Origin of the sequence: Sphingobacterium olei (assembly GCF_005048855.1) — a bacterium.
Taxonomy (GTDB): domain Bacteria; phylum Bacteroidota; class Bacteroidia; order Sphingobacteriales; family Sphingobacteriaceae; genus Sphingobacterium; species Sphingobacterium olei.
This window is the reverse complement of sequence record NZ_SUME01000004.1, coordinates 577,348-603,119: the sequence shown is the minus strand read 5'-3', so window position 1 is coordinate 603,119 and position 25,772 is coordinate 577,348. Positions and strand designations below refer to the sequence as shown.

The window sequence follows — 25,772 nt, the reverse complement described above, 5'->3', positions numbered from 1 at the left end:
GTTTTTATTTTAATCTATCTAATTTTATCCGGCCAAGCATCTGCAATAATATGCTTTTGCACATAATTCAATGCTGAGTCCATTTCCGCTTTTGTCGCATATGTATCCCATACCACCTTCTTGCGATTATGAGCAAGATTAGGAGAAACTACTTTTACACTTTTATGCCCGTCTTTATGAAAAGCCTCTGCCTGTTCATAGGCCTGGGCCAAAGTCCGATGTGAGCCAATCACGATTTGATATTCGTGCTTAACCGTAGGTGCTTCAACCACTTCAGTAGGAACCTCAGTTGTATCCACTGATATCAACGTATCCCGACTCAATATTTTTGTATTCGTGTCTATCAAAGTCGTAGAAGTCAACGTATCAGGACTAACCGGGGTAGTAACAGCTACAGTTTTCTTTTTCTCATTCGGATTCAACGTGTTGTAATAATAAAGTCCGCCTACTAGTGCGAATGCCACGATAGCCACTAAACCATACCACACCGCATTGTTGGAACGTTGAGATTCATCTTCTATCTCTGGTTCGATGGGGTCAGCTTCAATCGGAAGAATTTCCTCCTCGTCAACTTCATCTTCCCCCTGTACAGCTATGGGTTCCTCGACAGGTGGATTGGTAATTACAATCTCATCATGCGAAAGCTCTTCAATAATTAATTCGGGTTCTTCCTCTGCCGGTGAATAAAATTTATCCTCCATGGATTCATACTTGAATCCGCTCAGATCGATAGCCTTGAATACGTAGCTATCGCCGTAACTTACTAAATACCCTAAATCATCCAGTCTAGCCTGGCCTTTTTGGTTTAGTTGCTCAACAATAGCACGTACAGCAATATCTACCTCTTGTTCGGCATCCAGACGGTCATTTTGTTTCATCTGCTGTAAGTATGACACAAAATCATAGCCTTCAACAGACCTCGAGTCAAACTCAATAAATGTAATAGGTGGCAAGAACACATTTCTTTTAGCATCATAAGTCGCCGGGGTATGTATTCTTTTGAATACCCCCAAGCCTTTGACATATACTTCTGTCTGACGCTTTAATAATGTATGTATAAGTTTACCTAAATTCATTTACTATTGCTTTTGACCTGCAAATTTATAACCTTATTTCGTTAAAACGAAAAATTAAGTCCACCGATCATTCCAAATCCCAGTTTAGGATAATATAAGTAACGTTGGTATTCATTATTGAAGATATTATTTGCTTTTACAAACACACCTAAATTCTTCGTTGCTTTATACTCTGCACCTGCGCTTAAGTCAAAAAACGCTGGAATACTTTCTTTACGGTATGAATTTGGATCCGGTACAAAACCTGGACCATCATAATCATAGGATTTTGCGTACGATATCCCGTGGAATAAAGCTTCTGCATCAATAAACAATTTCTCTGATATGTTAAACCGTGCATTAGCCCCCAGACGCATCTTTGGTGTAAACCATGCTTCCTCTTCAGTAGCCGTAGTATATTGATCAATGTTCAGCTTTCCGCCTAGGTTAATCAATTCTGAAAGCCGGATATTAATTTCTCCTTCCAAGCCAATGTATTTGACAGTATTGTCTTCATTGCCATCATAAATCAAATCAAACTGAAAAGGGTTATTCAGGTTATTCACAAATAAAGGCAGCCCTTCCAAAGTCTTGTACATTACTTTAGCCTTATATCCAAAGGTAGCGCCTGCATTTCCTTTGATCCCTCCAAAGAAACTAAGGCGTTCCACGACATTTCTAAAATCTTGCTGAGGAGCTAGGTAAGGATTTTGTTGGGTAAATGATTTATAAGAGGCGCGTTGTACTCCTCCATTGATCCCACCGAATAAATGAATATAAGTAGGTACCAAAGAAAAATCAACTTCAGCAGAAGGAAAAATATTAAATCTGCTACTATCTCCAAACTCAGAAACTAAATTGGCGCCTAGTGTAATTGCATAGTTATCCCCCTTGAAACTGATGTATGGGTTAATATTCGCTAATGAATTATTAATCTTACCGTCGTTTAACGTGTTAGCCGTTCCTCCAATAGAGTTGACGTCTACAGCTACATTCGCACCAATATTAAACGCGCGCACGCGCTTATTCAGATAAGCGGAGAGTGCTACGGAGTTTTCATTCGCATCAAACTTATCCTTGTACGTATATGCATCTACTTTGGCTGAATACGAAAGTGCATCTTCATTCAGTGGATCGAAATTACTGGTTAATTCACCTGTAAAATAGATGTCATTGAAACGTTGTGCTTCACGGGCAGGATTTAGTGAATTACCATATAAATCTTGCGGTATGCCGTAAAAACGCGTACCATATCTATTGTAACCAATCAAACCATCCACTGTAAACGCCGGAAGTACTCTTCTACCGAAGACACCTATCTCCTGTCTCGAAAACTTCTGGTCTTCCAAACTCCCTTTTTGATTGAGATGTTTTACAAAGCCTCCAAAACGAATATCTTCATAGTCTTCAACGGCGATGTAAGCCTCACCAAGTATCGTACCTAAGTTACCAATTCCTAATTTCACATAATTGCTCGTGATATCTTCTATTCTCGTGAATGGCATCTCCTGCACATCCAATTGTTTCAAACCCGTATTGATATCCAATTTTTTATCCACCACATTGCCGTATGACAATTTTGGCATATAGCTACGCTTATTGGTCATATCCGGACTACGACGGATCTTTACCGCATCCGCAAGAATAGGCTTATAATCACGTACGACATTAAAAGAATCTATAGTAACGGGTTTGTCCGGATTCTCTTGCGCGAGCCCCTGTGAACCAAAACCTACTAACAACGCTACTATAGCATAATTTTTGAACCCTGTTTTATACAATTTCATCTAACTATTTTTCTTTAAGGATGATGAAAACTCTCCAGACGATATCGGGCTTGGTTTCATCATTATTTCCTATTTCTTGTTATTTAAGTTTTTGTAAGCGATCTTTTGCATCCTTGATCACACCATCTTCTTGATTTTCGTAGTTTTCAATGACACTTTCTAAAGTTGCTTTTGCCTGAAAGTTGTCGCCTTTCCCTTTGTACGCATCCGACATCAAGATAAACCCTCTACCGACCCAGTAATCGTAAGAAGAGAATGTATTCGAAATATCAAACGCAGATTCAATGGCTTTGTCAAACTGCTTCGCTTTTAATTGTTGCTCGGCTACTAAATATCGAGCCTCAGCACCTGTAGCAGTTTTACTCTTCAATGCAGCCAGATTCAGCTCCTTAGTCGCATCTGCAGCTTTGTTGGTCGCTAAATAGGCCTTTGCTGCATATAGATGCGCTAAACCAATATCTTCTTGAGAAGATTTCTCGTAATTTTTAACGAGGTTAGCATAATTTAACGTCTCTATATAGTCACCAATATTGAAATAACTAACCAATAGATTTTGGATTGCAAAGCCATAATTCTCTTTGTATTCCGAAGTCAACTCCAGCTTTTTCAACACCTGCACAGCTTCATTATATGCTTTATTACGCAAATGCAGTTTAGACACACTCACCAATGTCCGTTCCGTATATGCACTTGTCCAGTCGTTCATAATAATATTATAATCGTGGAGCGCCTCTTTGTCCTTACCTAGAGCTGCATAGCTTTCTGCGCGGATAAATCGTGCATATTTTTCTTGGATAGGCTTAGGAAATTTATCAAAGTAAGCATTTATAGCTTCAACAGCGCCTTGCCAACTTCCTCTATCAAATAAATTACGTGCAATACCGAATGTATGTGCATCCTGCTCCGCCTTACTTAGATCCCCAATATTGGTACTCGTTGCATATCGGATATAACCAGTCGCATCATTATTGTCCAAATAGATATTTTCGATAGAGCGAATAGCCTGTTTTGCCTCATCCGTAGTGGCGTACTGGTTTACGACACGTTGGAAAGTTGCCAAAGCCGCATCGTTGTTGTCCTGATTATACTGCACGAGGCCAATTGTTACCAAAGCACGTGGAACGTAAGAGCTACGCGGATATTTCTCTACCATGGATTGAAGTCCGGCAATAGCCAGATCATGTTGTCCCATCAAGAAGTAGGTGTATGGTACTTCGAAAGCCACGTCATCGGCATAATTGGAGTTCGGATATTTCGCGATTACTGAATTCAATGTGGCAATTTTAGCTTGGTTGTTTCCTTGTAACCCCTGAATAATTCCCCGTTGAAACAAGGCATAATCCTGGCTTTGTGCATTTGAGCTGATCAAACGATCGTAATACGTCATGGCCTTACCGTAATTTTTGGCCCCGAAATAGGAGTCGGCCAAACGTGCAATGGCATCATTACGTGTATTTAACTCAATACCATCTTTTCCACCAGTTGACAGAAAACGTTCGAAATAATTGGCAGCAGTTGTATAATTATCATTCCGGAAAGCTGCGTATGCAAGCGCATAATTAGCGTAACTGTACACGTCCGTGTTCCTTGCACCAGGTAGTTGTAAGAATTTATTGAAATTAGCTACGGCTTCACGATACTTACGCACCTCATACATTGCCTCGGCCTTCCAATAGGTTGATAAAGCATAAATTTCCTCATCATAACGATTTGCTTCCGACCGCATGAACATGGAAATTCCATTTTCAAAGGCCCGCTCATTATAATATTCTAACCCGCGATAATACGTTACCTTTTGATAAGCTGCTTTAGATTCTCTGGTCGTTCGATCAATAGATTCCAATACATCTACCGCAGCACGGTAACTTTTTGTACTCAAAAGTACCTCCGCCAACAGCGTTTTGGCCTCTTCGGTACGTGCAGATCTGGGATAGGTCTCCAAATATTCCTGTGTTGCATCAAGCGCAACCTGATGAAAATCCAATTCATAAGAAAGTTTGGCATAATTAAACAATCCTTCTTCTTTGAGTAGAGGATCAAATTCCAGCTTCGATGCCCTAAAGAATGCATTACGTGCACTCTGCTTATTATCCGTTTTCAAGAATGCGTCACCCAAAGTAATCATTGCTGATTGATAGTACGCATCCGGCTCGTCCATTTTCTCTAATTCTGTGATTGTTTTTTCATAATCGCCTAATTTATACGCAATATATCCGATCTGATAGCTATCCTGATTATTTTGCGTTTTTCCTTGATCTTGTGCTTGAAACTTATCGTAGTAGGTTTTTGATTGTTGCAAATCACCTTTTATAAAATAAGTTGCACCGATAATACGGAACATTTCTGTTTCGTTTTCCTGTTTCGTAGTCTGCAAGATAGGCAAGGCATAACTCAGAACATCATCGTAACGCTTGTCCAAAAAGTAAAGCGCAGTGATATAGTACGGATAACTTGTTTCGTATGTTTTAGATCCATTCAGCCGTTCAAACTCATTTAATGCAGTTTTATATTCTGCATCCAAATAAGATAGGTAAGCATAATAGTAGATCGATGCTTCCTGATACTGACTTTTTTCATCTTTCAGTCTTTCAAAGGTTGGCTTAGCTGAAGTATAGTCATCTGTCATAAATTGCGCATAAGCCAATTTAAAACGGTATTCTGTATTCTCTGCTCCTGCAAGATTTTTCGAATCTATTTTCAAAAACCATTCTATCGCTTTTACATAATCTTTCTTTGCATAATAAGACCGTCCAATTTGAAAGTAAGCTGCTTTAGCATTAGCACTAGCTGGGAAATCCTTGATATATTTTAAAAATTGCGCCTCAGCATCGGATTCACCCAATTCCAATGCACATATCGCTTGGTAGAAACGAACATTCTCTTTTATTAATGTCAGTTCCTCTGTTTCATCCAATTGGAGCGTAGATTTGGTACGTAACGCATCAACTTGATTAAACTGTTTAGCAGCTGAACTATACTTCCCTCTTTCAAATAACTCTAGCCCGGATTTATATGCCTTGTTAATGTCCTGCCATGCCGTTTGTTGTGCAAAAATAGGAGTTGATAATAAACTTAAGGCGACACCTAAACCGTAAATTTTTTTGTACATAGTGGTGTGTAATCTATTATGTATTATATAAATTCTTTAAAAACTTACTACTAAATCTGCCGTCATTAAAACATAGGTAAGTTTCGGCATGACCTAGCTTCAGAATACGAAAATAATCGTTCAAAAGCAAGTTTTCCTCAAAAGTTTTTAACATCTGTTAATAACCATACTATTTAACGAAGATTTAACAGAAATTGTATGAATCCCAATAAAAAAGATGTATAATTCGGCTAGGAAAGTCAAAAAAAAACACATCATTGCCTGCCGGTGGTCAATGTCTTTAAGATAGCGAATAATCCGGGACAGGCATCAAAATCGTTCCTTCTATTCATAATAAACGTTGATATCGTATCGTTCAAACAGTTTACCCCCTCTTACCTGCAAGAAGATACAAGACGGCCATACGTACGGCTACGCCATTTTCTACTTGATCTAAGATGATCGCGTGTTTGCTATCAGCAACGTCCGATGTGATTTCCACGCCTCTATTGATTGGGCCGGGATGCATAATAGTGATCTCTTTATCCAGAGAATCTAATATTTCTTTGTTTAGTCCATAGAGCATGGAATATTCACGAAGTGATGGAAAATAGGCTATATCTTGGCGTTCTAATTGAATACGAAGCATATTTGCTACATCACACCAGTTCAATGCTTTCATTAAATCGTGTTCTACTTTCACACCCAAAGAAGTAATGTATTTGGGAATCAGGGTCGTTGGTCCGCAGACCATCACCTCTGCTCCTTGCTTTTGAAGGCAGAGTATATTCGATAGTGCGACCCTAGAGTGCAAGATATCACCAATAATAGCTACTTTTCGTCCTGCGACATCTCCATGGCGCTCACGAATCGAAAAAGAATCTAATAAGGCCTGTGTAGGATGTTCGTGTGCACCATCACCTGCGTTCACAATTTGCGCATCTACGTGTCTGCTCAAAAACACACCGGCTCCGGCATACGGATGACGCATGACAATCATATCGACTTTCATCGCCAAAATATTATTAACCGTATCGATCAGCGTTTCTCCCTTGCTTACAGAGGAAGATGAAGCCGCAAAATTTATGGTATCCGCAGAAAGCCTTTTTTCGGCTAATTCAAATGATAATCGTGTACGGGTTGAATTTTCAAAAAAAACATTCGCAATAGTAATATCTCTTAAAGATGGTACTTTTTTAATCGGACGATTTAAGACATCTTTAAAATTTTCGGCTGTATCCAAAATAAGCTGAATATCTTTTTCAGTCAGATCTTTAATGCCCAATAAGTGACGTGTACTTAACTGTTCTGTTGACATTTTATCAGAAAAATTTATCTGTTTAAAGCTTTATTTCTTTTCCGTAATGAGTACTATGCTATCCTCCTGATCAACCTCCTCCCAGCTGACAATCACTTTTTGAGAATCAATAGAATCGACTTGAATGCCGATATAGTCGGGTTGAATAGGAATTTGTCGCGAAAAACGTCGATCCACTAATACCAGGAGTTCGATTTTCCCAGAACGACCAAATGCCTGCACGGCATCCATTGCTGAACGAATCGTGCGCCCGGTCCATAACACATCATCCACAAAAATTACATCCTTACCTTCGACAATAAAGTCTATCTGTGTACTGTTGGCGAGCAAGGGAGAGCTGCCCTTCATTCGGAAGTCATCTCTATAGAATGTAATATCCAAAATACCAGTACTAACATCTTTCCCGATCATCTCTTTCAATTCTTTAGCTAAGCGTTTTGCCAAATATGTACCACGTGGTTGGATGCCAATTAAAGCAGCATTACTAAAATCACCGTGATTTTCAATCAATTGCTGACAGAGCCGTTTGATTGTAATCTGAAACTTGGGACCGTCTAATAAAATAGATTGTTTCATATGGGAATAATCTAACTTTTAATGTCCATATGGAATATCCGAACCCTATTATTCGTATTTGTGCAGTTCGTGCTATATGGATATTTCATCTGGGAATATTTAAGCAAAAATACACTTTTTATCGAAAAATAGAACGACAAAAGGGATATCTTTCTAGACAAAAAAAAGCAGCTTATTCTATTAAGCTGCCTTTCTATATTTTATTGTTCTTGTTGGAACAAATACGCATATTCCTTAAACAGTTTATCGACTTCCGCTTTCATCTCCTTATCTCCACTTGATTCCAATACCTGTTGATAACGTTGTATACTTGCGAGTCCAAAACGGATATTGCGGTATTCAAAATTATTTTTGGTTTCCGAAATGTTCATATAATATTTCAAATTTTCACCAATGTATTTCAGATTGCGTGCCACTATCTCTTTCGCTTTAGCAGATTCGCCCACTTTATACATCGCATCGACCAATGGCGTATAACTCATCGCTTCGGACATCTGAAAAGTTTTCTTTGGCATACTTTCATATGCCTTCAAAACCACATTACGCGCTTCTTCATTTTTATTCTGCGCAATTAAACTCTGGGCCGTTTCACCAAATATTGAACTTACATACAAACTGATATACCGATAAGAATCCGGGTCTAAGAAAGCAGAGTTCGCTATATTTCCCCATTGGTATTTATTGATAATATGATCGTATACCGCATCGGTATTTACGATTGCGCTTGGATCACCTTGATTCAAGCCGGTATTAATCGGCATTAGGCGCAAAGCAAATCCTTCCGAGACCAGAAAACGATCTAACCCGATGTAATTTTCCTCTGGCGTAGTTGTTGTAAAATAGATTGGTCTTTTCCAATTGTTATTTGCCAGAATAGCCATGATGGAAAGTTCAGCTCGACTTACATAATTCATCGAATAATTCCATTGCATGGTATCGACAATAGATTCTTCCCATTCCTGAGGAACAACTTTGTTGGAAATCACTGCATTTCTATCTACAACGAGCTGCATGTTTTTTGTTGGCAGTAAGTTTACATATTCACCGCTTTGTAACTGTGCTTTATTCTGTGAATTGTCAGATAGCATCACGTTCAACAAATCCTGTACATTAATATATCCTGGAATTTGCATATCCTGATAATAGATTACATCGCGTACCCCATCTTTCACCTTTTCTGGATCGATATTGATAGGTAGTGCATCTGCATCATTTACTTTTTGCATCATCTGGCGCATGTACCAATCCGAACTTAATAAGCTTAGGTTGACTACACGCACATCGGTACGGAAACCTTCCACTTCTTGCACGTACCATAATGGATAGGTATCATTATCGCCATAGCTAAACAAAATTGCATTAGGTGCACAAGACTCCAGATAATTGCGGGCCATATCACGGGCCAAGAACTTTTCCGAACGGTTATGATCATCCCAATTCTGTGAAGCCATTAACACAGGAGCCGCTAACACCCCTATTCCTATTGCAGCATATCCAGCTGTCTTGGTATTTATTTTTTTACTTAAAGCATCTGCGATAGCCAATACCCCCAACCCGATCCAGATGGAGAATGCATAGAATGATCCTGCATAAGCATAGTCGCGCTCACGAGGCTGAAGTGGTGTTTGATTTAAATACAGCACAATCGCTAACCCTGTAAAGAAAAACAGCAATCCAACTACACCTGCATCACGCTGATTCTTACCAAAATGCCAAAAAGCACCAAATAAACCAATAAGCAACGGCAAAAAGAAATACGTATTTCGAGCCGGATTTTCCTTTTCAGAGTTAGGTAAAGCACTCTGTCCGCCTACCAGTACGTCGTCAATAGGTTTAATACCGCTAATCCAGTTCCCTTCCGTCAATGAACCATGTCCCTGAATATCATTTTGACGACCTACGAAATTCCACATAAAATACCTTCCATACATATGTCCAATTTGATACCCGAAGAAAAATTTCAAATTATCGGCAAACGTTGGAGACTGATTCTCTCCTAAGCCCAAGTATTCGCGGTAAAAACCTGGATGCCCTCCTTTTTCACTGTAAATTCTTGGAAAAACAGTCTCTTTATCGTATTTATAAGCTGTTTTCTTTTTAGCAACGACGTATTTATCGTTATCCTTGCGGTACACTTTTCCCGACTCTACCAGATCTACTGGTCTAGCATCGAAAAACCGTCCTTTAAATAACGGTTCATCACCATATTGTTCACGATTCAGATAGCTTAAAAAAGTAAAAACGTTATCCGGATCGCTATTGTTTAATGTCGGATTGGCCTTTGCACGAATAAGAATCATCGCGAATGAACTATATCCCAAAATTATGAAACCCAACGAGATTAATGCAATATTAAGTATAGGTTTGATTTTTTTGATAGAGTACCATATACCATACACCAGACCTCCGATAACTAAAAGTGCAAAAAAGGTAACACCTGTTCCAAATCCCAACCCAAGGGTATTCACAAAAAATAGATCCGTGAACGCAGCAAATTTGATTAAATACTGAATGACTCCCCACAGAATCAATGCCAACACTACTACTCCGATCAATAGCGCTTTTATAGCTCCGCTTGTCGTTACTTCTCTGGACCTTCTAAAATAGATAACCAAAGCGATGGCGGGTATCACAAGCAAATTAAGTAGATGGACACCGATGGACAAGCCCATTACGTAAGCGATAAGTACCAGCCATCTATCCGCCGCAGGTTCATCGGCACGTACTTCCCATTTTAGGATAGCCCAAAATACGACTGCAGTACATAAGGACGACATTGCGTATACTTCGGCTTCCACGGCAGAATACCAAAAAGTATCAGAAAAAGCATACGCCAATGCACCAACCAGACCAGCTCCCATAATTTTGACAACGACAGTGTCCAAAAGTTTTTCAGCGAGCGACGCCTTTCCAGCAAAAACCTTTCTGGCAAGAGCCGTAATCGTCCAGAAAAGGAACATAATTGTTAAACCGCTGGAAACAGCAGATCCTATATTCATCCAAAAAGCAATCCGCGTACGGTCTCCCATCGCAAAATTTGAAAACAAGTTTTCTATCATTAGGAAGAGAGGAGCTCCGGGTTGGTGTACGATCTGCATCTTGTAAGCGGAGGCAATAAATTCACCACAGTCCCACCAGCTGGTAGTTCTTTCTGCTGTAATAACATAAGTTAAAGTCGCAATAATGGCACAGAACCAACCAAGTAGATTGTTTATTTTGTTGTAGTTCATATATAATGTTTCGGTTATTCTTAAATAATCCCGCCCCGAAAATAAGGATTACATCCTAAGAAAAGAACAATATTGAAATATTTTAACACAAAAGCCACACATTCCCATCCCTTTTAAATCCATCCCGATGGCAGAAATAAAAATATTTTATTGAGAATCAGCTCCTATCCGAAAAATAACCAAAAAAGTTTTGGAGAAATAAAAAACGGATGTATATTTGCATCGTCAAAACAATCAAACACGGTTTGACAGTTGCTTGCCCGATAGTATAAGGGTAGTACGACAGTTTTTGGTACTGTTTGTCTTGGTTCGAATCCAGGTCGGGCAACATAAAAAGAGAATTACGAAAGTAGTTCTCTTTTTTATTTTTAAAACAATTTCATCGCCATTCATCTTATTTTTTATATTTCAATTTCATTTCTATAAATTTGCCAAACATTTAGAGATACCAGATAGTCAAATACTATACTGATATTCCGTTTAAATGACTTGATGGTGAATATAATTTCTTTTATAAAAATCTCATACATAAAATAGACACAGCATGCCTTTGCAATTTAACACGGTTAAACTATTCGCTGGTTCGGGCACTTTGGAATTAGCAGAAAAAATTTCAAAATCCTACGGAAAACCGCTTGGCGATAAAACGCTATCCAAATTCAGTGACGGCGAAATTCAACCGCATTACAATGAATCTGTTCGTGGTAGCGATGTATTCTTGATTCAATCTACAAATCAGCCTACTGACAATCTTTTCGAACTACTCTTGATGATCGATGCTGCGAAAAGAGCTTCCGCGCACTACATTACTGTAGTTGTCCCTTATTTTGGCTTTGCCCGTCAAGATCGGAAGGACAAGCCCCGTGTTGCTATAGGTGCCAAATTGATGGCTAACCTTATCACTGCAGCTGGTGCACACCGCATCATGACAATGGACCTTCATGCTGCTCAAATTCAAGGCTTCTTTGACATCCCCGTAGATCATTTAGATGGCTCAATCATTTTCGTGCCGTATATTAAATCGCTTAAGTTGCCGAATCTGACAATTGCATCTCCGGATATGGGAGGCTCGTATCGCGCTCGTACGTTTGCAAAATTCTTTAATGCAGAGGTAATTATCTGTGATAAACGGCGTAAACGCGCCAATGAAATTGAGTCCATGTCAATTATAGGTGATGTAACGGGTCAAGACGTTGTATTAATCGACGACATATGTGACACTGCAGGCACCTTATCAAAAGCTGCAGCATTGATCATGGAAAATGGAGCCAATTCCGTAAGAGCTGTTTGTACACATGCCGTATTATCCGGTAAAGCTTACGAAACAATAGAAAATTCTGTGCTTACAGAAATGATCGTTACGGATACCATTCAATTGAATCCTGAAAAAACAATACAATGTAGTAAAATCAAAGTTCTGTCTACAGCAGATTTGTTTGCCAACGCTATTAAAAACATAAATGAGCATAGTTCAATCTCTGATTTATTTCAGGTTGACTAACAAAACTTTCATGATCCATTGAATCACCAACAGGCATGAAAGTTCTTGATGGCCTTTGAGAATAGACACTTTCAGAAAAAAGGGGTGTTTAAAAAGCAAAACAACCTTTTTAAACACCCCTTTTACTATAAGTTCTACTTATATCCGCTTTATTCGGATATTTCTCAAGAACACTTCCGTTCCATGACCTAAAAAGCCGATATGACCTGAAGTACGTTTCAGTCCAGGGTGATCCTTTTTATCCAATGTACCATTTTTAGAAGCCTCGCTTAAATCTCCATCAACGATCACCACACCATTCAGGGTTATCTTGATCTTATGCCCTTTCACACGAATCTCTTCTTGGTTCCACTCACCTAGCGGCTTCAATGCTCCTCGCTTAGCAGCAAGCACACCGTACACCGAGCCGTGGTACTGATAAGGCGCTAACTTTTTATACACATCAGCATCATCATCCAAAATCTGAATTTCCATGCCTTGATATGCAGCATCTCCCTCCAGTGGTGTACGAATTCCCACCCCATTATTAGCTCCCGGAGTTAACTTAAATTCGAAGCGATATACGAAGTCAGCATATTCATCTTTCGTGTATATATTTTTTCCAAACTTGGCGTCAGGATTAGAACGTATATAGCCTTCTTCCGTTATTTCATACGCAGTTGAAGCCGTCCATTTGCCTAAGTTAGTGCCGTCAAACAGCACCTCAAACCCTTCGTTACGTTCTTGATCGCTTAATGAGTAAACTTCTTTACGGGGAATTTCCTTTATAAACACATCCCTATACCATACCTGAGAACCATGTGCCTGCAATTCAATCTGCTCTTTTGGAAAAATCGATTGATTGCGGTCCCAATAATTTTCCAAAGCTACATTATCGACTACCAGTTCTCCATTCAACCATACCCACACCTGCTCACCAATCATCCGAATCTTGAAGGTATTCCATTCCCCCAATGGATTATCCGCAACTTTAAGTGGCTTTGAATTGGATTTATTGTTATACAAGCCGCCAGATCCTACTTCTGCACCTACATCTGTACGCGAAATATCCCAAATCTGAACCTGAGGTGTACCCCTCAAATAAATACCTGCATCTGGTTCTTTTCCATTTCTATCCAATTTCCAGTCCACCAACATTTCGAAATCAGCATATTGTTTTACTGTAGCAATATTATCGCCATGGCCATTGAAAACTAAATCTCCATTAATAGCTGACCAGCTCTCCCGCATTTTCTTATCGGCATCCGCCTGTTTCTGGGTCAACTCCTGTACAGACATCTGTGCTCTTTTGATCGGATTTTCGACCAACCCTTTCCATCCGGTGAGGTCTTTCCCATTAAAAATTGAAACGTAACCTTCTTTCTGTGGCATCTCAGCCAAATGACGTACGATTGCTTCACGCAGATAAGAACTCTCACTGCCAGATAGATTATCCTTCGCTACAGTCAATAAAGAGCGTACATCATTCCCTACAAAGCCTCCATTATCCATGGCAATATTCATCACCACATTTGTAGCCGCATCTTTTAAATCGGGATCGGACAGATATCTACCTGCAAAAACCAGTGCTTGATACGTCCCTGTGGATTGAAGAGCAGACAATGCGCTCTTCTTTTGCTCCGGAGTCTGTGCCAATTCAAAGGCATCTCTCAACAACAACGTTTTTTGATCGGCCGGAAGAGCACTTGCATTTAATTGTTTTACAAACCCCTTAAACACCATATTAAAGTTTGCAGGTTCTTTCTCCGTACGCAACAGTGACGTGAGCGCATCTAAAGATTCCGGATTAGTCCAATTCGCTAATGCAGAAATGGCCTGAGACTTATTTACATTACCATCACCAAGGTAGTTTTTGACAGATTCCAAGGCTTCATTGCCACCCACTCCACCAAAAACAGGAAAATATTTTGCTGCCGAAGGTGCTGCTGCACGGGAGATATTCGCTGATAAACGTTTAATTTTAGCATCTTTATCCGTATTATTCCGTAATGCAAGTATAGCTGCTTGTTGAACGGAATTTGCCTCCTTTTCAGAAGCAGCGCTTAATAATTCGATGATGGCATCAAAATCTGCATCATTCGCAACATTTGGCAATGCATTGAAAGCAGCTAGACGAACCGCTTCATCGGGACTTTTTGTAAGTGCAAACACAGCACTTGACGAATTGGGATTAGCACGCTGCTTTAAAACTTCTAATAGCGCCAATTGCGTCTTGGTATCACTTGATGCTAACGCAGTATTTACATCATCCATGGTACGACCACCTTTAGCCGTCAGTAGCAACGTTTTTAAGGTCTTCAATTCTGCTTCGTTGGCAGCGGGGATCTGTTTTATTAAAAATGCTGCGTTTTCACCTTTTGATAGAATTGACAAGGTATTGTATGCTGCAATTTTAGCTTCAGAATCTTTTAAAGTGGTCAGATTTTTCTCAATCACCGGAATAGCTTTATCCGCTTCTTTCGTACCCAAAAAATTCAGTACACTTTCTTGTGCATCTGGATTCAGTTTCTTCAAAGAGGATGCTAATTTCACTATATCCGACGCCGACGCATTTTGTGATAGCAGGTTGAGTGCAACATTCCGGACAACAGCATCTTCTGCAGATGCTAATTTCAGCAATTCCTTCTTTTGTTTCGTCGGGTTGATACCGGTCAACAATGCCAGTGCACCTACCCTTATCGTCGAAACCTGCGCCTTGGTTGCTTCTTGATAGAATGTCGATGCTAACTTCCCTGCCAACGCCGGATGCTTCTTCGCCAATGTATGGGCATAATCCAAGGTTAATCCCGATACATTGGATTTATCAAATCCATAGTTTACTGCACGGGCACTATTTAAAAAGGTATCATAACTCGCAATGCCTCCAATTTTACTTAATGCAGTAAGTGCATTACGTTGAAAATTTGGAGATTCAAATTGTTTAATGAGTTCAAGAATCCGCGCTTCGGAATTCTCATCCATTAGATCGCCCAATGCAGCAATGATCGCTACAGTAGCTTTTTCGGATCTCGTCGTATTTAGAGCGTTATTCAACGCGGAAGCAGCTTCCGGTGTACGGATTCCATTCAGCACGCGTGCCGCCTTTTCGGTCAAATAGTCATCGGCTAAGTAAGTAGATACCTGCTGGATTGCCTCGTTTTTAGCACATTGTTTTAACAATTCGAGAACGAACCCCATATTGTCTTTATCCTCAATTCTGTCCAGGGCCAAAAGTAGACCATTTACATAAACAGTTCTCTTAGTTTCAAATCCGGGCTGCATCACATAAAATGCATAGGAATTGGACGCATATTCTATCGCCGCATTGTTTCCGCCCTGCGGTTTAAGGCCTGTCAATAAGTTGGCAATATCTTCAGCGGAAAAGTTTTCCAGTTCCTTCATTGCCATGATGAATTTAGCTTGTTCTTCTGCTGGTTGTTGCGCTAACACGTCGGCAATCTTTGTATCGGAGCTACGGCCTGTGGGCTGCTGTGCGTAAGCCGCTACTTGAAATAATAATAAAACGGATAGTGTATTAAATACTTTCTTCATGTCAATAGTTAGATTAAATAGTCCAGGGGCCACGCATAGGTTGGTTAATCAATCGATTAGCAGCTTCATCATTCACAAATTCCTGTTTTTGCGAATCAAAATGCAAAGTACGGTTGAGCCGTAAAGCGGCCAATCCCAAATTAACCAGCGTGCAGGAATAATAGCCGTTCTCTTCGTTCAGTGCAAATTTTTGGCGGGTGCGCACCGCTTCAACAAAATCTGTCATCTGCGGACTAGGTTCAGGATATTGAGCCAGTTTACGTTCTAAATCTGGAATATCCGACACAAACCCCCTAAACAACTTACCATCAGGACCTTCTATATACGCCTTACCTTCTTCAGTTCCTGCACCATCTAATATAATCTGGCATCCGTCAGCATACGTATATACAATCTTACGCCAAGTCCCTACTGCATCGGAATGCTGCTGAGGTGCATCCACTTCAATTTTGACTGGACTTTCATTGTCTTTTCCCAAAAAGTACTGCACGGGATCTAAATAATGCTGCCCCATGTCTCCTAATCCACCTCCGTCATAATCCCAATATCCCCTAAATGTAGTATGAACACGATGTGTACTATACGGTTTATAAGGTGCAGGACCTAACCACATTTCATAGTCCAGCTCACTTGGCACCTGTTCAACAGGAAGATTCTCTTTTCCCACCCAATAAAATTTCCAATCAAAACCGGTATGCTTGCTAATTGTTACTTTCAAAGGCCATCCTAGCATCCCCGTATCCACTACCTTCTTGATTTTTTTGACCGGAACATTCATGCCATAAAAGTTGGCATCAAATCTGAACCAGGTGTTCAATCTAAAAATATTTCCGTGCTGTGCTACGGCTTCTTTTACTTTCTTCCCCTCTCCTATTGTTCTGGTCATCGGTTTTTCGCACCAGATATCTTTTCCGGAACGAGCCGCTTCTACAGCCATCAGTCCGTGCCAATGCGGAGGAGTGGCAATATGCACAATATCAACTTCTGGATTTTGAATTAATTCTCTAAAATCTCTAGATTCTTTGACTCCACCTCCAAGCGCCTTCTGAGCAATTGCAAGATGTCTGCTATCTACATCACAGATCGCTACAGTCTTCGTTCCGGCATAGTTAAAATGCCCCCTCCCCATGGAACCTACTCCAATGATTCCTTTCGTTAAGTGATCGCTTGGCGCCAAATAACCTTTACCTAATACGAAACGCGGCACAATAGTAAATGCAGCGGCCCCAATCAGCGATTTCTTAATAAAATCACGTCTCGAAGTATTCTTTTCTTTCATATGTATATTATTCATTATTGATTTGTTTATTGATCTGTGTTTGTCTCTAAGGAATCAATGAACTCGTTCCTGTCGGTTTTTAATGGTAGGAATAGATCCTTAACCTTAAATAGCGTGTATGTCCCGAAAACACAGGTATCTCTTTGTTGCTTTGCATCGATTTTAATCATAATTCATACATTGTTAGTAACCTCATGGGACAAATCCAGATATCTGTCTTTAAAATATCATCTAAAATAATGTTATTTTTCAGAAATCAAAAGACTTTATTAAAAAATTTAACAAAGTCTTTTTCATTAAGTTAATTTTCACTATTTTCGAAAGTTAGAATAGTGTCGCTACTTAGATGATAGCTTATGCGATCCATTTATTAATTTGTTATGAGCCCAATTGATCAGATCTATTTAAAACACGAACATCATTCATCGAAAGAGCGAAAATCACATGCTTTGCGATTACGTATCTTAAAAACAATTTTTGAAAACCGGACAATAACGATAGGTGATATTGCGACTAAGATCAATCTCAGCTTTCCAACCTTAAATGGAATTATTTCGGAACTTACACAAGAAGGATTAATCGAGCAAAAAGAAAAAGGTGAATCCATCGGTGGGCGCAAACCCAATCTCTACCAACTTTGTAATGGCGTCTTCAACATCCTCTCGGTCGAAATCGAAAGGTTTAACATCCGATTGATTGTATTGGATAATAACCATAACATTGTATATGCATCTCGATCCTATCCAAACCTTTTATCCAAGAATTCGGCTGATATAGCACATCTCACTGATATTATCCAAAATTACATTGAACAAGAAAGCATAAGCTGGAGTAAGATAACAAGTATAGGAATATTAATGCCCGGGTTGATCAATTCATCTACAGGAGAAAACCGCACCTTTTACACCGGCCCCGAATTCAATCTACAGTCGCACCTTGAACATGTATTTAACAAACATGTGTTCATCCTGAATGATGTCAAATCGGCGGCGCTCAGCGAACTAAACTATGGGGCAGCGCGAGGGCTACAAAATGTCTTGATTATTCAAATGGATTGGGGGATAGGCCTCGGCATTATTATTAATGGTGAGGTTTATATGGGCAGTGAAGGTTTTTCTGGAGAAGTAGGCCATATGGTATTTGTAGAAGATGGACAACTGTGCTACTGTGGTAAACGCGGATGTTTAGAAACCGTCGCCTCGGGAGTTGCCTTGGTTAGTAGGGCCCGTGAAGATATTGCTCAGCTTACGCCAACTTTATTGAGCACGAATTATAACATTGAAACCTTATTGCCGCAAGACATTATAGAAGCAGCACATTTAGGCGATCAGTATGCGATCGATTTGATTTATAATCTAGGAAAGAATTTAGGGAAGGCGATATCTCATCTGATACAGCTGTTTAATCCGCAGCTGATCGTTATGAGTGGCAAGTTTGCCGCAGCCGGTTCCCTTATCACCTTACCGATACAACAGGGAATCCAGACCTATACCATGAATGCGCTCAAGAATAATTGCAAGTTACAGGTCTCAACACTAGGCGAAAATGGATTTACCAAAGGAATTGTGTTATATACAATAAATAGGCACTTCGATAAGCTGATCGAGACATTTGAGTAAACTATAAAAAGTGATTTACTTATAATACATTGATTATTTAATTTTTATCATTATCTTTGCACCTCAAATTATTATAATAAAAAGATAGGTTGTAAAATGAACGTTTATCAATACGTTTTACACAATCTCATCAACAATTAAAAACAAAATCATAAAGATGAAATCAATTGCTATTAGCGGTTCTGCAAGACAGAACGTAGGGAAAAGAGATGCAAAGGAATTGCGTTACCAAGGTCAGGTGCCAGCAGTTCTTTATGGTGGAAAAGAACAAACCCACTTTTCAGTATCCGCAGCTGATTTGAAACCAGTTCTTTACACTCCAGAGGTTGTATTCATAGAATTAGAAATCAACGGAACTAAAACAAGAGCTATCGTTCAAGACGCGCAATTCCACCCATTAACTGACTTAGTTAATCACGTTGACTTTTTAGAGTTGTCGGATGACAAAGAAGTTTCTATCAACATTCCTGTAAAATTAACAGGTACATCTCCAGGTGTTAAATTAGGGGGTAAATTAGTTCAAAAATTACGTAAACTTCGCGTTAAAGCGTTACCTAACAACTTGCCTCAAGAGATTGAAGTTCCTTTGGAATCTTTAGAAGTTGGTAAATCTTTCCGTGTAGATCAAGTAACAGTAGAAAACGCTAAAGTATTGAACAACGGTGACGATACTATCGTATCTGTAATCATGTCTCGTGCATTACGTCAAGCAGAACAAGAAGCAGCTAAGGCAGCCCAAGGTAAAGGCGGCAAAAAATAAGTTAGCTTTTCAGCTACCCCGAAAGGCATCGAGTAGTCGATGCCTTTTTTAGTTTATCTTTTTTCTAATTTCTAATATCTAATATCTATTTTTTACTTTTGCACACATGAACTTTTTAATCGTCGGACTGGGCAATATTGGAAGAGAATACGCGGATACGCGTCACAATATCGGGTTTATGGTAGCAGACGAACTGGCGAAGCAGGCAGGATCGACTTGGTCTACCCTTAAACTGGCATTTTATACCGAATTCAAACAGCGTGGACACAACGTGTATGTGATTAAACCCACTACCTATATGAATCTAAGCGGGAAAGCAGTAAACTATTGGATGCAACAATTAAAAGTGCCAATCCAAAATGTATTGGTGATTGTAGACGACTTAGCGATTCCTTTTGGCTCCTTACGCATCAAACCGAAAGGGAGTGCTGCAGGACACAATGGATTGAAATCCATCGAGGCGCTATGTGGTGGACAGGTTTATCCACGCCTTCGCTTCGGTATTGGAGACAATTATCAGAAAGGCCGTCAGATAGATTATGTATTGGGGCCATTTGACAAAGACGAACAAAAAGACCTACCTGCTTTAATCGAACACGCCGTAAAGATGTGTCACAGCTTTATCAATATCGGCATTGAATTGACGATGACGAATCTGAATACGAAGTAAGGTAATTAGGAGTTAGATAGATTTGAGATATTAGATTTTAGACTGAGAAAGCAGCAGGTTGCATATACAATCTGCTGCTTTCTTAAATATTATTTGCCCTTACTAATAATTTCAACAACCCCATCCTTAGCTCGCTCACCGTATTTCTCTACAGCTGCGTCATTTTTCAGTACAGTGAAAGACTTAATAGAATCTGTACTAATAGTGTTCAAATCACCCTGCCATTCCTTTCCATCCAAAAAAACGAGTGGTGGCATAGCTGAAGAACCTTGCGCGCTTCGGAGTCTCAATGTAGTTAAGGCCCCTTTATCACCCCCTTTTATTTCCGACCCAGTAACTTCCCCTTTTAAAGTAACTGCAGAAGAATCCTTAACACCGTAACCTCTAACCACAACTTCCGAATTCTTCCTAAATGTTAAATTATGCGTCGAATCCACATTGCTTCCCGTTTTTAACTTTATTTGGATCGCCCCGTCTTTTGCTTTTTCGCCATACAATGAAGTAGCTGAACCATCCTTCAGAACATCTATCGATTTAATATCATTGGGATTAAGGTTATTTAATTCAAAGCTTCCTTGTTCCATAATTTTGCCGTCAATGACATAGAGTGGTTTTTTAGCCTTATTAATACGGTACTGTTCCGCCGAGACAGCCCGTACTGCACCATCAAGCCGTTCCACTTCAGGATATTTGGCTTTATACAGCGTGGAGGCCGCCTGTTTATCGAGTAACAAAATACTATTCACTTCACTCTCCGGCAATGCAAGAAAATCCCCTTTTGTAATCATCTTATCATCATATAAATATAAGTAGCTTTTAGATTGATCAATGTCGGCACGTGTCTTCAATGCCTTTGTGCTTCGATCGGATACTGTAATCTTTGGGGGTTTAGTCGTCACCAATATAACCCCATCTTTCCCTTTTGCTCCGTAGAGCACTTCCGCACCCTTATCTTTAAGAACACTGATAGTTTCGATACGTTCAGCAGCTAGCTTTTTTAGATTGACTTGATCAGATTCCACGCCGTCGATAATAATTAATGCGTTTTCTGGTATCCCCTTGATGAGACTATCTGAAGAGACCTTGCCAGCATCTTTAGCAATCACTTTACCATAGGCCTCCCCATCAATCTTAATATCAATGGTATCCGACCCAAAAGCCTCTTTAAGAACTTCTCCAGCTTCACCACTCATTTTTACAGACAATACAGAATCAGGTTGAAAAACCACTTGAAAATCTGTTTTTTTCGCAGTCTGCACCACTTCTTCAATTTTAGCTTCCGTCTTATCTACTGTAAATGCTCCTGCTGTAAAAATCACGATCGGTAGCAGAAAAGCATACTTGCTCAATTCCAGTTTGGAAGAGCGCTTTTTGTTCATCATCATAATGCGCTTTTTTAAAGTTTTAAAATTAAATTGATTACTGATGCCAACTGCGGCACCCTGCTTGCTCACATGCAACAAGCTATATTGGTAGGTTTGTCGATCCACACCCTTATTTAGTACCTGTTGATCAGTTAGGAATTCTAAATTTTGACGTACGGCTTTGCGCATCAGCCATACGAAGGGATTATACCAACTACCTATCAATACCATTTCAAACAGCAGGATATCCAAGGTGTGAAGGCCTTTCACATGTATACCCTCGTGCTTGAAAATATCGTGCAGCTCCGGCTCCTGGTGCTGCTTTTTATGTATGTATATCTTATTGAAAAATGAAAACGGAACAATCGGAAACACCACGTTACGATACAGGTAATCTTTCCATAATGCAGGATTAGAAAAATAATGGATACGCAACAAACTGGCAATCTGGAAAACAAATTTCAAAAACAACATGACCACACCCATACCTATCACTCCAAGCAAGCTATTTTCTAACGTGAAAACCGAAAGAGATTTCTCCTCAACAACCACATAGGGCATATAACCCCACAGATCTATCACAGGCATACTAACTTCTTCTCTCAGCCATTCTTTGATATCCAGAAAGGGGTATATCAAAGCATATATTGCCCCCGCGATAAAGTAAGTTCTATTCAATTGGTAAAAAGTCAATCCCCTTAAGAGAAAGACATACCCTAGATATATTATACTGAGCAGTATATTGACCTGTACGATATAGGTTAGTACATTTTCCATAACAGTTAAGATTTATTATTCTTAATCATATCCATAATCTCTTCCAGTTCTTTACCACTAAGCTTCTCTTCTTTCACAAAAAAAGAGACCATGTCTTTGTATGAGTTTTTAAAATAATCTCCCACAAAGTTGTTCATGAATTTAGCCTTATATTCTTCTTCCGATATAACTGGTTCATAGCGTTTCGCGTTAGCATATCGTACGGGTTTTACATAAGACTTTTTCTCCAAATTTTTTATTGTAGAAGCCAATGTCGTATAAGGCGGCTTCTCCCCTTTCAGGTTATCCAATATCTCTTTTACAAACCCTCCATTCAATTGCCAGATCGATAACATCGCTTCCTCTTCCTGTATAGTTAACTTTTCCATTTTGATTATCAAATTACTAATTAATCACAATTCTACGAATTATTCGTAAACAAACAAATGTTTTTAACATTTTTTTATTTTTAATCTAATACCTTCTAGTTTGACAACTAGCGAACTTCGGATCCCTCTATTCCGCTATACGCCAAGCGGGATGTCGATAAAACCATCACCAATCACCAACGACCAGTCACGAATCACGCGCCACCAAAATATTTCATATAAAAGTCACGATGACATCGATTGCATGAAAAAAATTGGTAATTATATGGATTTTAATTAAGTTAGCGAGATCAAATCTAGGCAGGCTTACCTCCTGGATTGTTAGGATAGAATTAGTTATTACACAACAAGTTCATAATACACATATATACTTATGTCGGAAACAGCATCTATTACACTGAATGGCACGTCTTTTGAATTTCCTGTAATTACAGGAACAGAAAACGAACAAGCAGTTGACATTTCAAAATTAAGAGACCAAACCGGGTTTATCACATTAGACCCGGGATATAAAAACACAGGGGCAACCAAAAGTGCCATTACTTTTTTGGATGGTGAACAAGGAATATTAAGATACCGTGGGTATCCTATTGAGCAACTCGCCGAAAAATCAACTTTTATAGAAGTGGCATATTTATTAATATATGGCAAACTTCCAACAAAAGAAGTATTAGAAAAATTCAGGGCAGATATTAGAGCACAAATGATGATCCACGAAGATATGAAAAACTTCTTCGCCGGATTCCCATCCAAGTCGCATCCAATGGGACAGCTGTCCTGTTTAGTTGGTGCACTTTCCGCATTCTACCCTGAATCATTAAATCCGAACCAAACCGAAGAAGAAGAAAACAAAACCATCATTAATTTATTGGCTAAAATGCCAACGATTGTATCTTGGATTCAAAAGAAATCATTAGGACATCCCGTTGTCTATCCAAAAAACAATTTGGGTTATATAGAGAATTTCCTAAACATGATTTTTGGGGAAGTAAATAGCGAAAAAACATTCGATCCGGTAGTAATTGATGCCATGCATAAATTACTGATTTTACATGCAGATCATGAGCAAAACTGTTCCACTTCTACTGTACGGATCGTAGGTTCGTCAAATGCTAATTTATATGCATCCATCTCGGCTGGTATCAATGCCCTTTGGGGCCCGCTTCATGGCGGTGCCAATCAAGCCGTAATTGAGATGCTTGAAGATATCAAGAACGACGGAGGCGATGCCGATAAATACTTAGCAAAAGCAAAAGATAAAAACGATCCTTTCCGCTTAATGGGTTTCGGTCACCGTGTGTACAAAAACTTTGATCCACGTGCTAAAATAATCAAAAAAGCATGCGACGACATCTTAGAAAAATTAGGTGTTAACGATCCGGTTTTAGATATTGCAAAACGTCTAGAAGAAGCCGCATTAAAAGATCAATATTTCGTAGACAGAAAACTATACCCTAACGTTGATTTCTATTCGGGTATTATTTACCGGGCATTAGGTTTCAATTCGGATATGTTTACGGTACTATTTGCCTTAGGTCGTCTTCCGGGCTGGATAGCACAGTGGAAAGAAATGCGCGACAACAAAGAACCTATTGGTCGTCCAAGACAGGTTTATGTTGGCGAAACAACACGTGACTATATAGATTTTGACAAGAGATAAGTTTTGATAAAAGAAAAGGCTGTCTGTGCCCCCAAAAAAGTTAGACATTTTGGGGGCACAGCATTTTGAGGCAGCCTTTTTGACTATTAATCTAACGACTATGAATATCTATTCTTTGGTAAAGCGTAATGCTCGCAGATTGAAGTTTGCTTGTTCTGCAACAAATTTAATTTTACGGTCACCTACAGCTAAATTTAGTATAATCGGAGTGTGGAATACCCAATTCGACCAACCACCATTCGAAGCGACGTCGACAGAACCCGCAACATTTACATCGTCCACTTCGACCCGGTATTTACTAGCAGCAGCAGCCGAAAGTAAAACTTCCAACTTATAAATTCCAGCTTCCTTAACGGTTACAGTATATTGATACCATTCACCGTTGTCGATATAACCTATATTATCACCATTACCTTCAATCTCCACAGCACCACTTTGGGTATCTCCTTTTCCACGTCGGTAGTTGTCGTTACCGACATTGTTACCCGAGTCATCATTGAAGGCATAACCAAGACCCCCGAAATCAAAGTCAGCAGCCATCACTAAAACAGCAGGCCCGGTCTGAAGGTTATGCGGCCCGTTGAAAGGACGAGTATAAGACACAACGACCTGCACCTTTTTAACCACTGCACCAACTCTATAACTGATATTAGTTGTTCCTTCAGAGACCCCTATAATCTCGCCCTTTTCATTTACTGTAGCTACTTTATCATTTTCGGTAGACCACACAGGCGTTGGAATATCGTTCGCCTCCTGAGGTAAAATCTGAACGGCAATGGTTTTTTTTGCCAGAGGAATCAGTTCGATGGAAGTCTCGCTTAAAATGATATCTTCTACAGGGATCCGCATTAAAGAGGTCACCAGAATCCTTTGCTTGATATCTCCGGCGCTAAGGACAACAGTTGTGGAGCCCTCGCTTATCAGTTTAACGAGCCCTGTGCTAGTCACTGTCGCAATTTCGGGATCTTCCGAAGTCCATTGAAAGGCGTAGGTACCATCAGTGGGGCTTGCCGTCAGCTGAACCTCTAACCCCACAAACCCGTTGATCAAAGATTTGTTAGCGTATATTTGAGGGACGACTTCAGTACGCTCATACTTATTGCATCCTTCTATCAGAAGGACAAGTACTAAAACTACACTATATCTTAAAATATGCTTATTCATTATTTTATATTTAGATAACGCGAAT

16 protein-coding genes and 1 tRNA gene are annotated in these 25,772 nt (G+C 39.6%); 6 read left to right on the top strand and 11 right to left on the bottom strand.

The features are described from left to right. Positions 1 to 14: 14 nt before the first annotated feature. From FAZ15_RS12440 to FAZ15_RS12415, 6 genes are all read right to left on the bottom strand, one after another. Positions 15 to 1,076: an HU domain-containing protein gene (locus FAZ15_RS12440; RefSeq protein WP_136901622.1), complete on the bottom strand. Its 1,062-nt coding sequence runs from the start codon at positions 1,074 to 1,076 to the stop codon at positions 15 to 17. 41 nt (positions 1,077 to 1,117) lie between these two features. Then, positions 1,118 to 2,842, bottom strand: a complete 1,725-nt coding sequence (locus FAZ15_RS12435) for a porin family protein (RefSeq protein WP_136901621.1) — start codon at positions 2,840 to 2,842, stop codon at positions 1,118 to 1,120. A 79-nt stretch (positions 2,843 to 2,921) separates the two neighbouring features. Then, on the bottom strand, positions 2,922 to 5,951 hold the full coding sequence (locus tag FAZ15_RS12430) for a tetratricopeptide repeat protein (RefSeq protein WP_136901620.1): 3,030 nt from the start codon (positions 5,949 to 5,951) through the stop codon (positions 2,922 to 2,924). A gap of 364 nt (positions 5,952 to 6,315) precedes the next feature. Next, positions 6,316 to 7,248 (bottom strand): aspartate carbamoyltransferase catalytic subunit, encoded by a 933-nt coding sequence (locus FAZ15_RS12425; protein WP_136901619.1) that lies wholly within the window; start codon positions 7,246 to 7,248, stop codon positions 6,316 to 6,318. Positions 7,249 to 7,278: 30 nt separating this feature from the next. Beyond that, positions 7,279 to 7,824, bottom strand: coding sequence for a bifunctional pyr operon transcriptional regulator/uracil phosphoribosyltransferase PyrR (pyrR, locus tag FAZ15_RS12420; protein WP_136901618.1), 546 nt, complete (start codon positions 7,822 to 7,824; stop codon positions 7,279 to 7,281). Between the two features lie 200 nt (positions 7,825 to 8,024). Then, positions 8,025 to 11,054, bottom strand: coding sequence for a glycosyltransferase family 117 protein (locus FAZ15_RS12415; RefSeq protein ID WP_136901617.1), 3,030 nt, complete (start codon positions 11,052 to 11,054; stop codon positions 8,025 to 8,027). A 257-nt stretch (positions 11,055 to 11,311) separates the two neighbouring features. Between FAZ15_RS12415 and FAZ15_RS12410 the strand changes: the two genes are divergently transcribed. Further along, positions 11,312 to 11,382: transfer RNA gene (locus tag FAZ15_RS12410), tRNA-Gln, on the top strand. Positions 11,383 to 11,598: 216 nt separating this feature from the next. Then, the gene (locus tag FAZ15_RS12405; protein WP_136901616.1) at positions 11,599 to 12,555 is read left to right on the top strand and encodes a ribose-phosphate pyrophosphokinase; all 957 of its coding nucleotides are present in this window, start codon (positions 11,599 to 11,601) and stop codon (positions 12,553 to 12,555) included. Positions 12,556 to 12,693: 138 nt separating this feature from the next. Here the strand turns inward: FAZ15_RS12405 and FAZ15_RS12400 are convergent, their stop codons facing one another. Continuing rightward, positions 12,694 to 16,086, bottom strand: coding sequence for a DUF1080 domain-containing protein (locus FAZ15_RS12400; RefSeq protein ID WP_136901615.1), 3,393 nt, complete (start codon positions 16,084 to 16,086; stop codon positions 12,694 to 12,696). A 13-nt stretch (positions 16,087 to 16,099) separates the two neighbouring features. Next, positions 16,100 to 17,365 (bottom strand): Gfo/Idh/MocA family oxidoreductase, encoded by a 1,266-nt coding sequence (locus FAZ15_RS12395; protein WP_136901673.1) that lies wholly within the window; start codon positions 17,363 to 17,365, stop codon positions 16,100 to 16,102. 380 nt (positions 17,366 to 17,745) lie between these two features. On the opposite strand from FAZ15_RS12395, the gene FAZ15_RS12390 reads away from it, so the two are divergent. The 3 genes from FAZ15_RS12390 (at position 17,746) to pth (ending at position 20,414) form a co-directional block, all read left to right on the top strand. Next, positions 17,746 to 18,984, top strand: a complete 1,239-nt coding sequence (locus tag FAZ15_RS12390) for an ROK family transcriptional regulator (protein WP_136901614.1) — start codon at positions 17,746 to 17,748, stop codon at positions 18,982 to 18,984. A 157-nt stretch (positions 18,985 to 19,141) separates the two neighbouring features. Then, on the top strand, positions 19,142 to 19,744 hold the full coding sequence (locus tag FAZ15_RS12385; protein WP_136901613.1) for a 50S ribosomal protein L25/general stress protein Ctc: 603 nt from the start codon (positions 19,142 to 19,144) through the stop codon (positions 19,742 to 19,744). Between the two features lie 106 nt (positions 19,745 to 19,850). After that, entirely contained in the window at positions 19,851 to 20,414 is a 564-nt protein-coding gene (gene pth / locus FAZ15_RS12380; protein WP_136901612.1) for an aminoacyl-tRNA hydrolase, read from the top strand. A gap of 89 nt (positions 20,415 to 20,503) precedes the next feature. Here pth and FAZ15_RS12375 read toward each other — a convergent pair whose 3' ends face one another. Both FAZ15_RS12375 and FAZ15_RS12370 read right to left on the bottom strand, forming a co-directional pair. Further along, positions 20,504 to 22,555, bottom strand: a complete 2,052-nt coding sequence (locus FAZ15_RS12375; RefSeq protein ID WP_136901611.1) for a M56 family metallopeptidase — start codon at positions 22,553 to 22,555, stop codon at positions 20,504 to 20,506. A 5-nt stretch (positions 22,556 to 22,560) separates the two neighbouring features. Continuing rightward, positions 22,561 to 22,923, bottom strand: a complete 363-nt coding sequence (locus FAZ15_RS12370) for a BlaI/MecI/CopY family transcriptional regulator (protein ID WP_136901610.1) — start codon at positions 22,921 to 22,923, stop codon at positions 22,561 to 22,563. Between the two features lie 373 nt (positions 22,924 to 23,296). Between FAZ15_RS12370 and FAZ15_RS12365 the strand changes: the two genes are divergently transcribed. After that, positions 23,297 to 24,583 (top strand): citrate synthase, encoded by a 1,287-nt coding sequence (locus FAZ15_RS12365; RefSeq protein WP_136901609.1) that lies wholly within the window; start codon positions 23,297 to 23,299, stop codon positions 24,581 to 24,583. Positions 24,584 to 24,691: 108 nt separating this feature from the next. Here FAZ15_RS12365 and FAZ15_RS12360 read toward each other — a convergent pair whose 3' ends face one another. Next, a complete protein-coding gene (locus FAZ15_RS12360; protein ID WP_136901608.1) occupies positions 24,692 to 25,747 on the bottom strand; it encodes an Ig-like domain-containing protein in 1,056 nt (351 codons plus the stop codon). Between the last annotated feature and the right edge of the window lie 25 nt (positions 25,748 to 25,772).

Coding starts and splice junctions, on each gene's coding strand:
- FAZ15_RS12440 (WP_136901622.1), bottom strand. CDS start 1,076: ATGAATTTAGGTAAACTTATACATACATTATTAAAGCGTCAGACAGAA.
- FAZ15_RS12435 (WP_136901621.1), bottom strand. CDS start 2,842: ATGAAATTGTATAAAACAGGGTTCAAAAATTATGCTATAGTAGCGTTG.
- FAZ15_RS12430 (WP_136901620.1), bottom strand. CDS start 5,951: ATGTACAAAAAAATTTACGGTTTAGGTGTCGCCTTAAGTTTATTATCA.
- FAZ15_RS12425 (WP_136901619.1), bottom strand. CDS start 7,248: ATGTCAACAGAACAGTTAAGTACACGTCACTTATTGGGCATTAAAGAT.
- pyrR (WP_136901618.1), bottom strand. CDS start 7,824: ATGAAACAATCTATTTTATTAGACGGTCCCAAGTTTCAGATTACAATC.
- FAZ15_RS12415 (WP_136901617.1), bottom strand. CDS start 11,054: ATGAACTACAACAAAATAAACAATCTACTTGGTTGGTTCTGTGCCATT.
- FAZ15_RS12405 (WP_136901616.1), top strand. CDS start 11,599: ATGCCTTTGCAATTTAACACGGTTAAACTATTCGCTGGTTCGGGCACT.
- FAZ15_RS12400 (WP_136901615.1), bottom strand. CDS start 16,086: ATGAAGAAAGTATTTAATACACTATCCGTTTTATTATTATTTCAAGTA.
- FAZ15_RS12395 (WP_136901673.1), bottom strand. CDS start 17,365: ATGAAAGAAAAGAATACTTCGAGACGTGATTTTATTAAGAAATCGCTG.
- FAZ15_RS12390 (WP_136901614.1), top strand. CDS start 17,746: ATGAGCCCAATTGATCAGATCTATTTAAAACACGAACATCATTCATCG.
- FAZ15_RS12385 (WP_136901613.1), top strand. CDS start 19,142: ATGAAATCAATTGCTATTAGCGGTTCTGCAAGACAGAACGTAGGGAAA.
- pth (WP_136901612.1), top strand. CDS start 19,851: ATGAACTTTTTAATCGTCGGACTGGGCAATATTGGAAGAGAATACGCG.
- FAZ15_RS12375 (WP_136901611.1), bottom strand. CDS start 22,555: ATGGAAAATGTACTAACCTATATCGTACAGGTCAATATACTGCTCAGT.
- FAZ15_RS12370 (WP_136901610.1), bottom strand. CDS start 22,923: ATGGAAAAGTTAACTATACAGGAAGAGGAAGCGATGTTATCGATCTGG.
- FAZ15_RS12365 (WP_136901609.1), top strand. CDS start 23,297: ATGTCGGAAACAGCATCTATTACACTGAATGGCACGTCTTTTGAATTT.
- FAZ15_RS12360 (WP_136901608.1), bottom strand. CDS start 25,747: ATGAATAAGCATATTTTAAGATATAGTGTAGTTTTAGTACTTGTCCTT.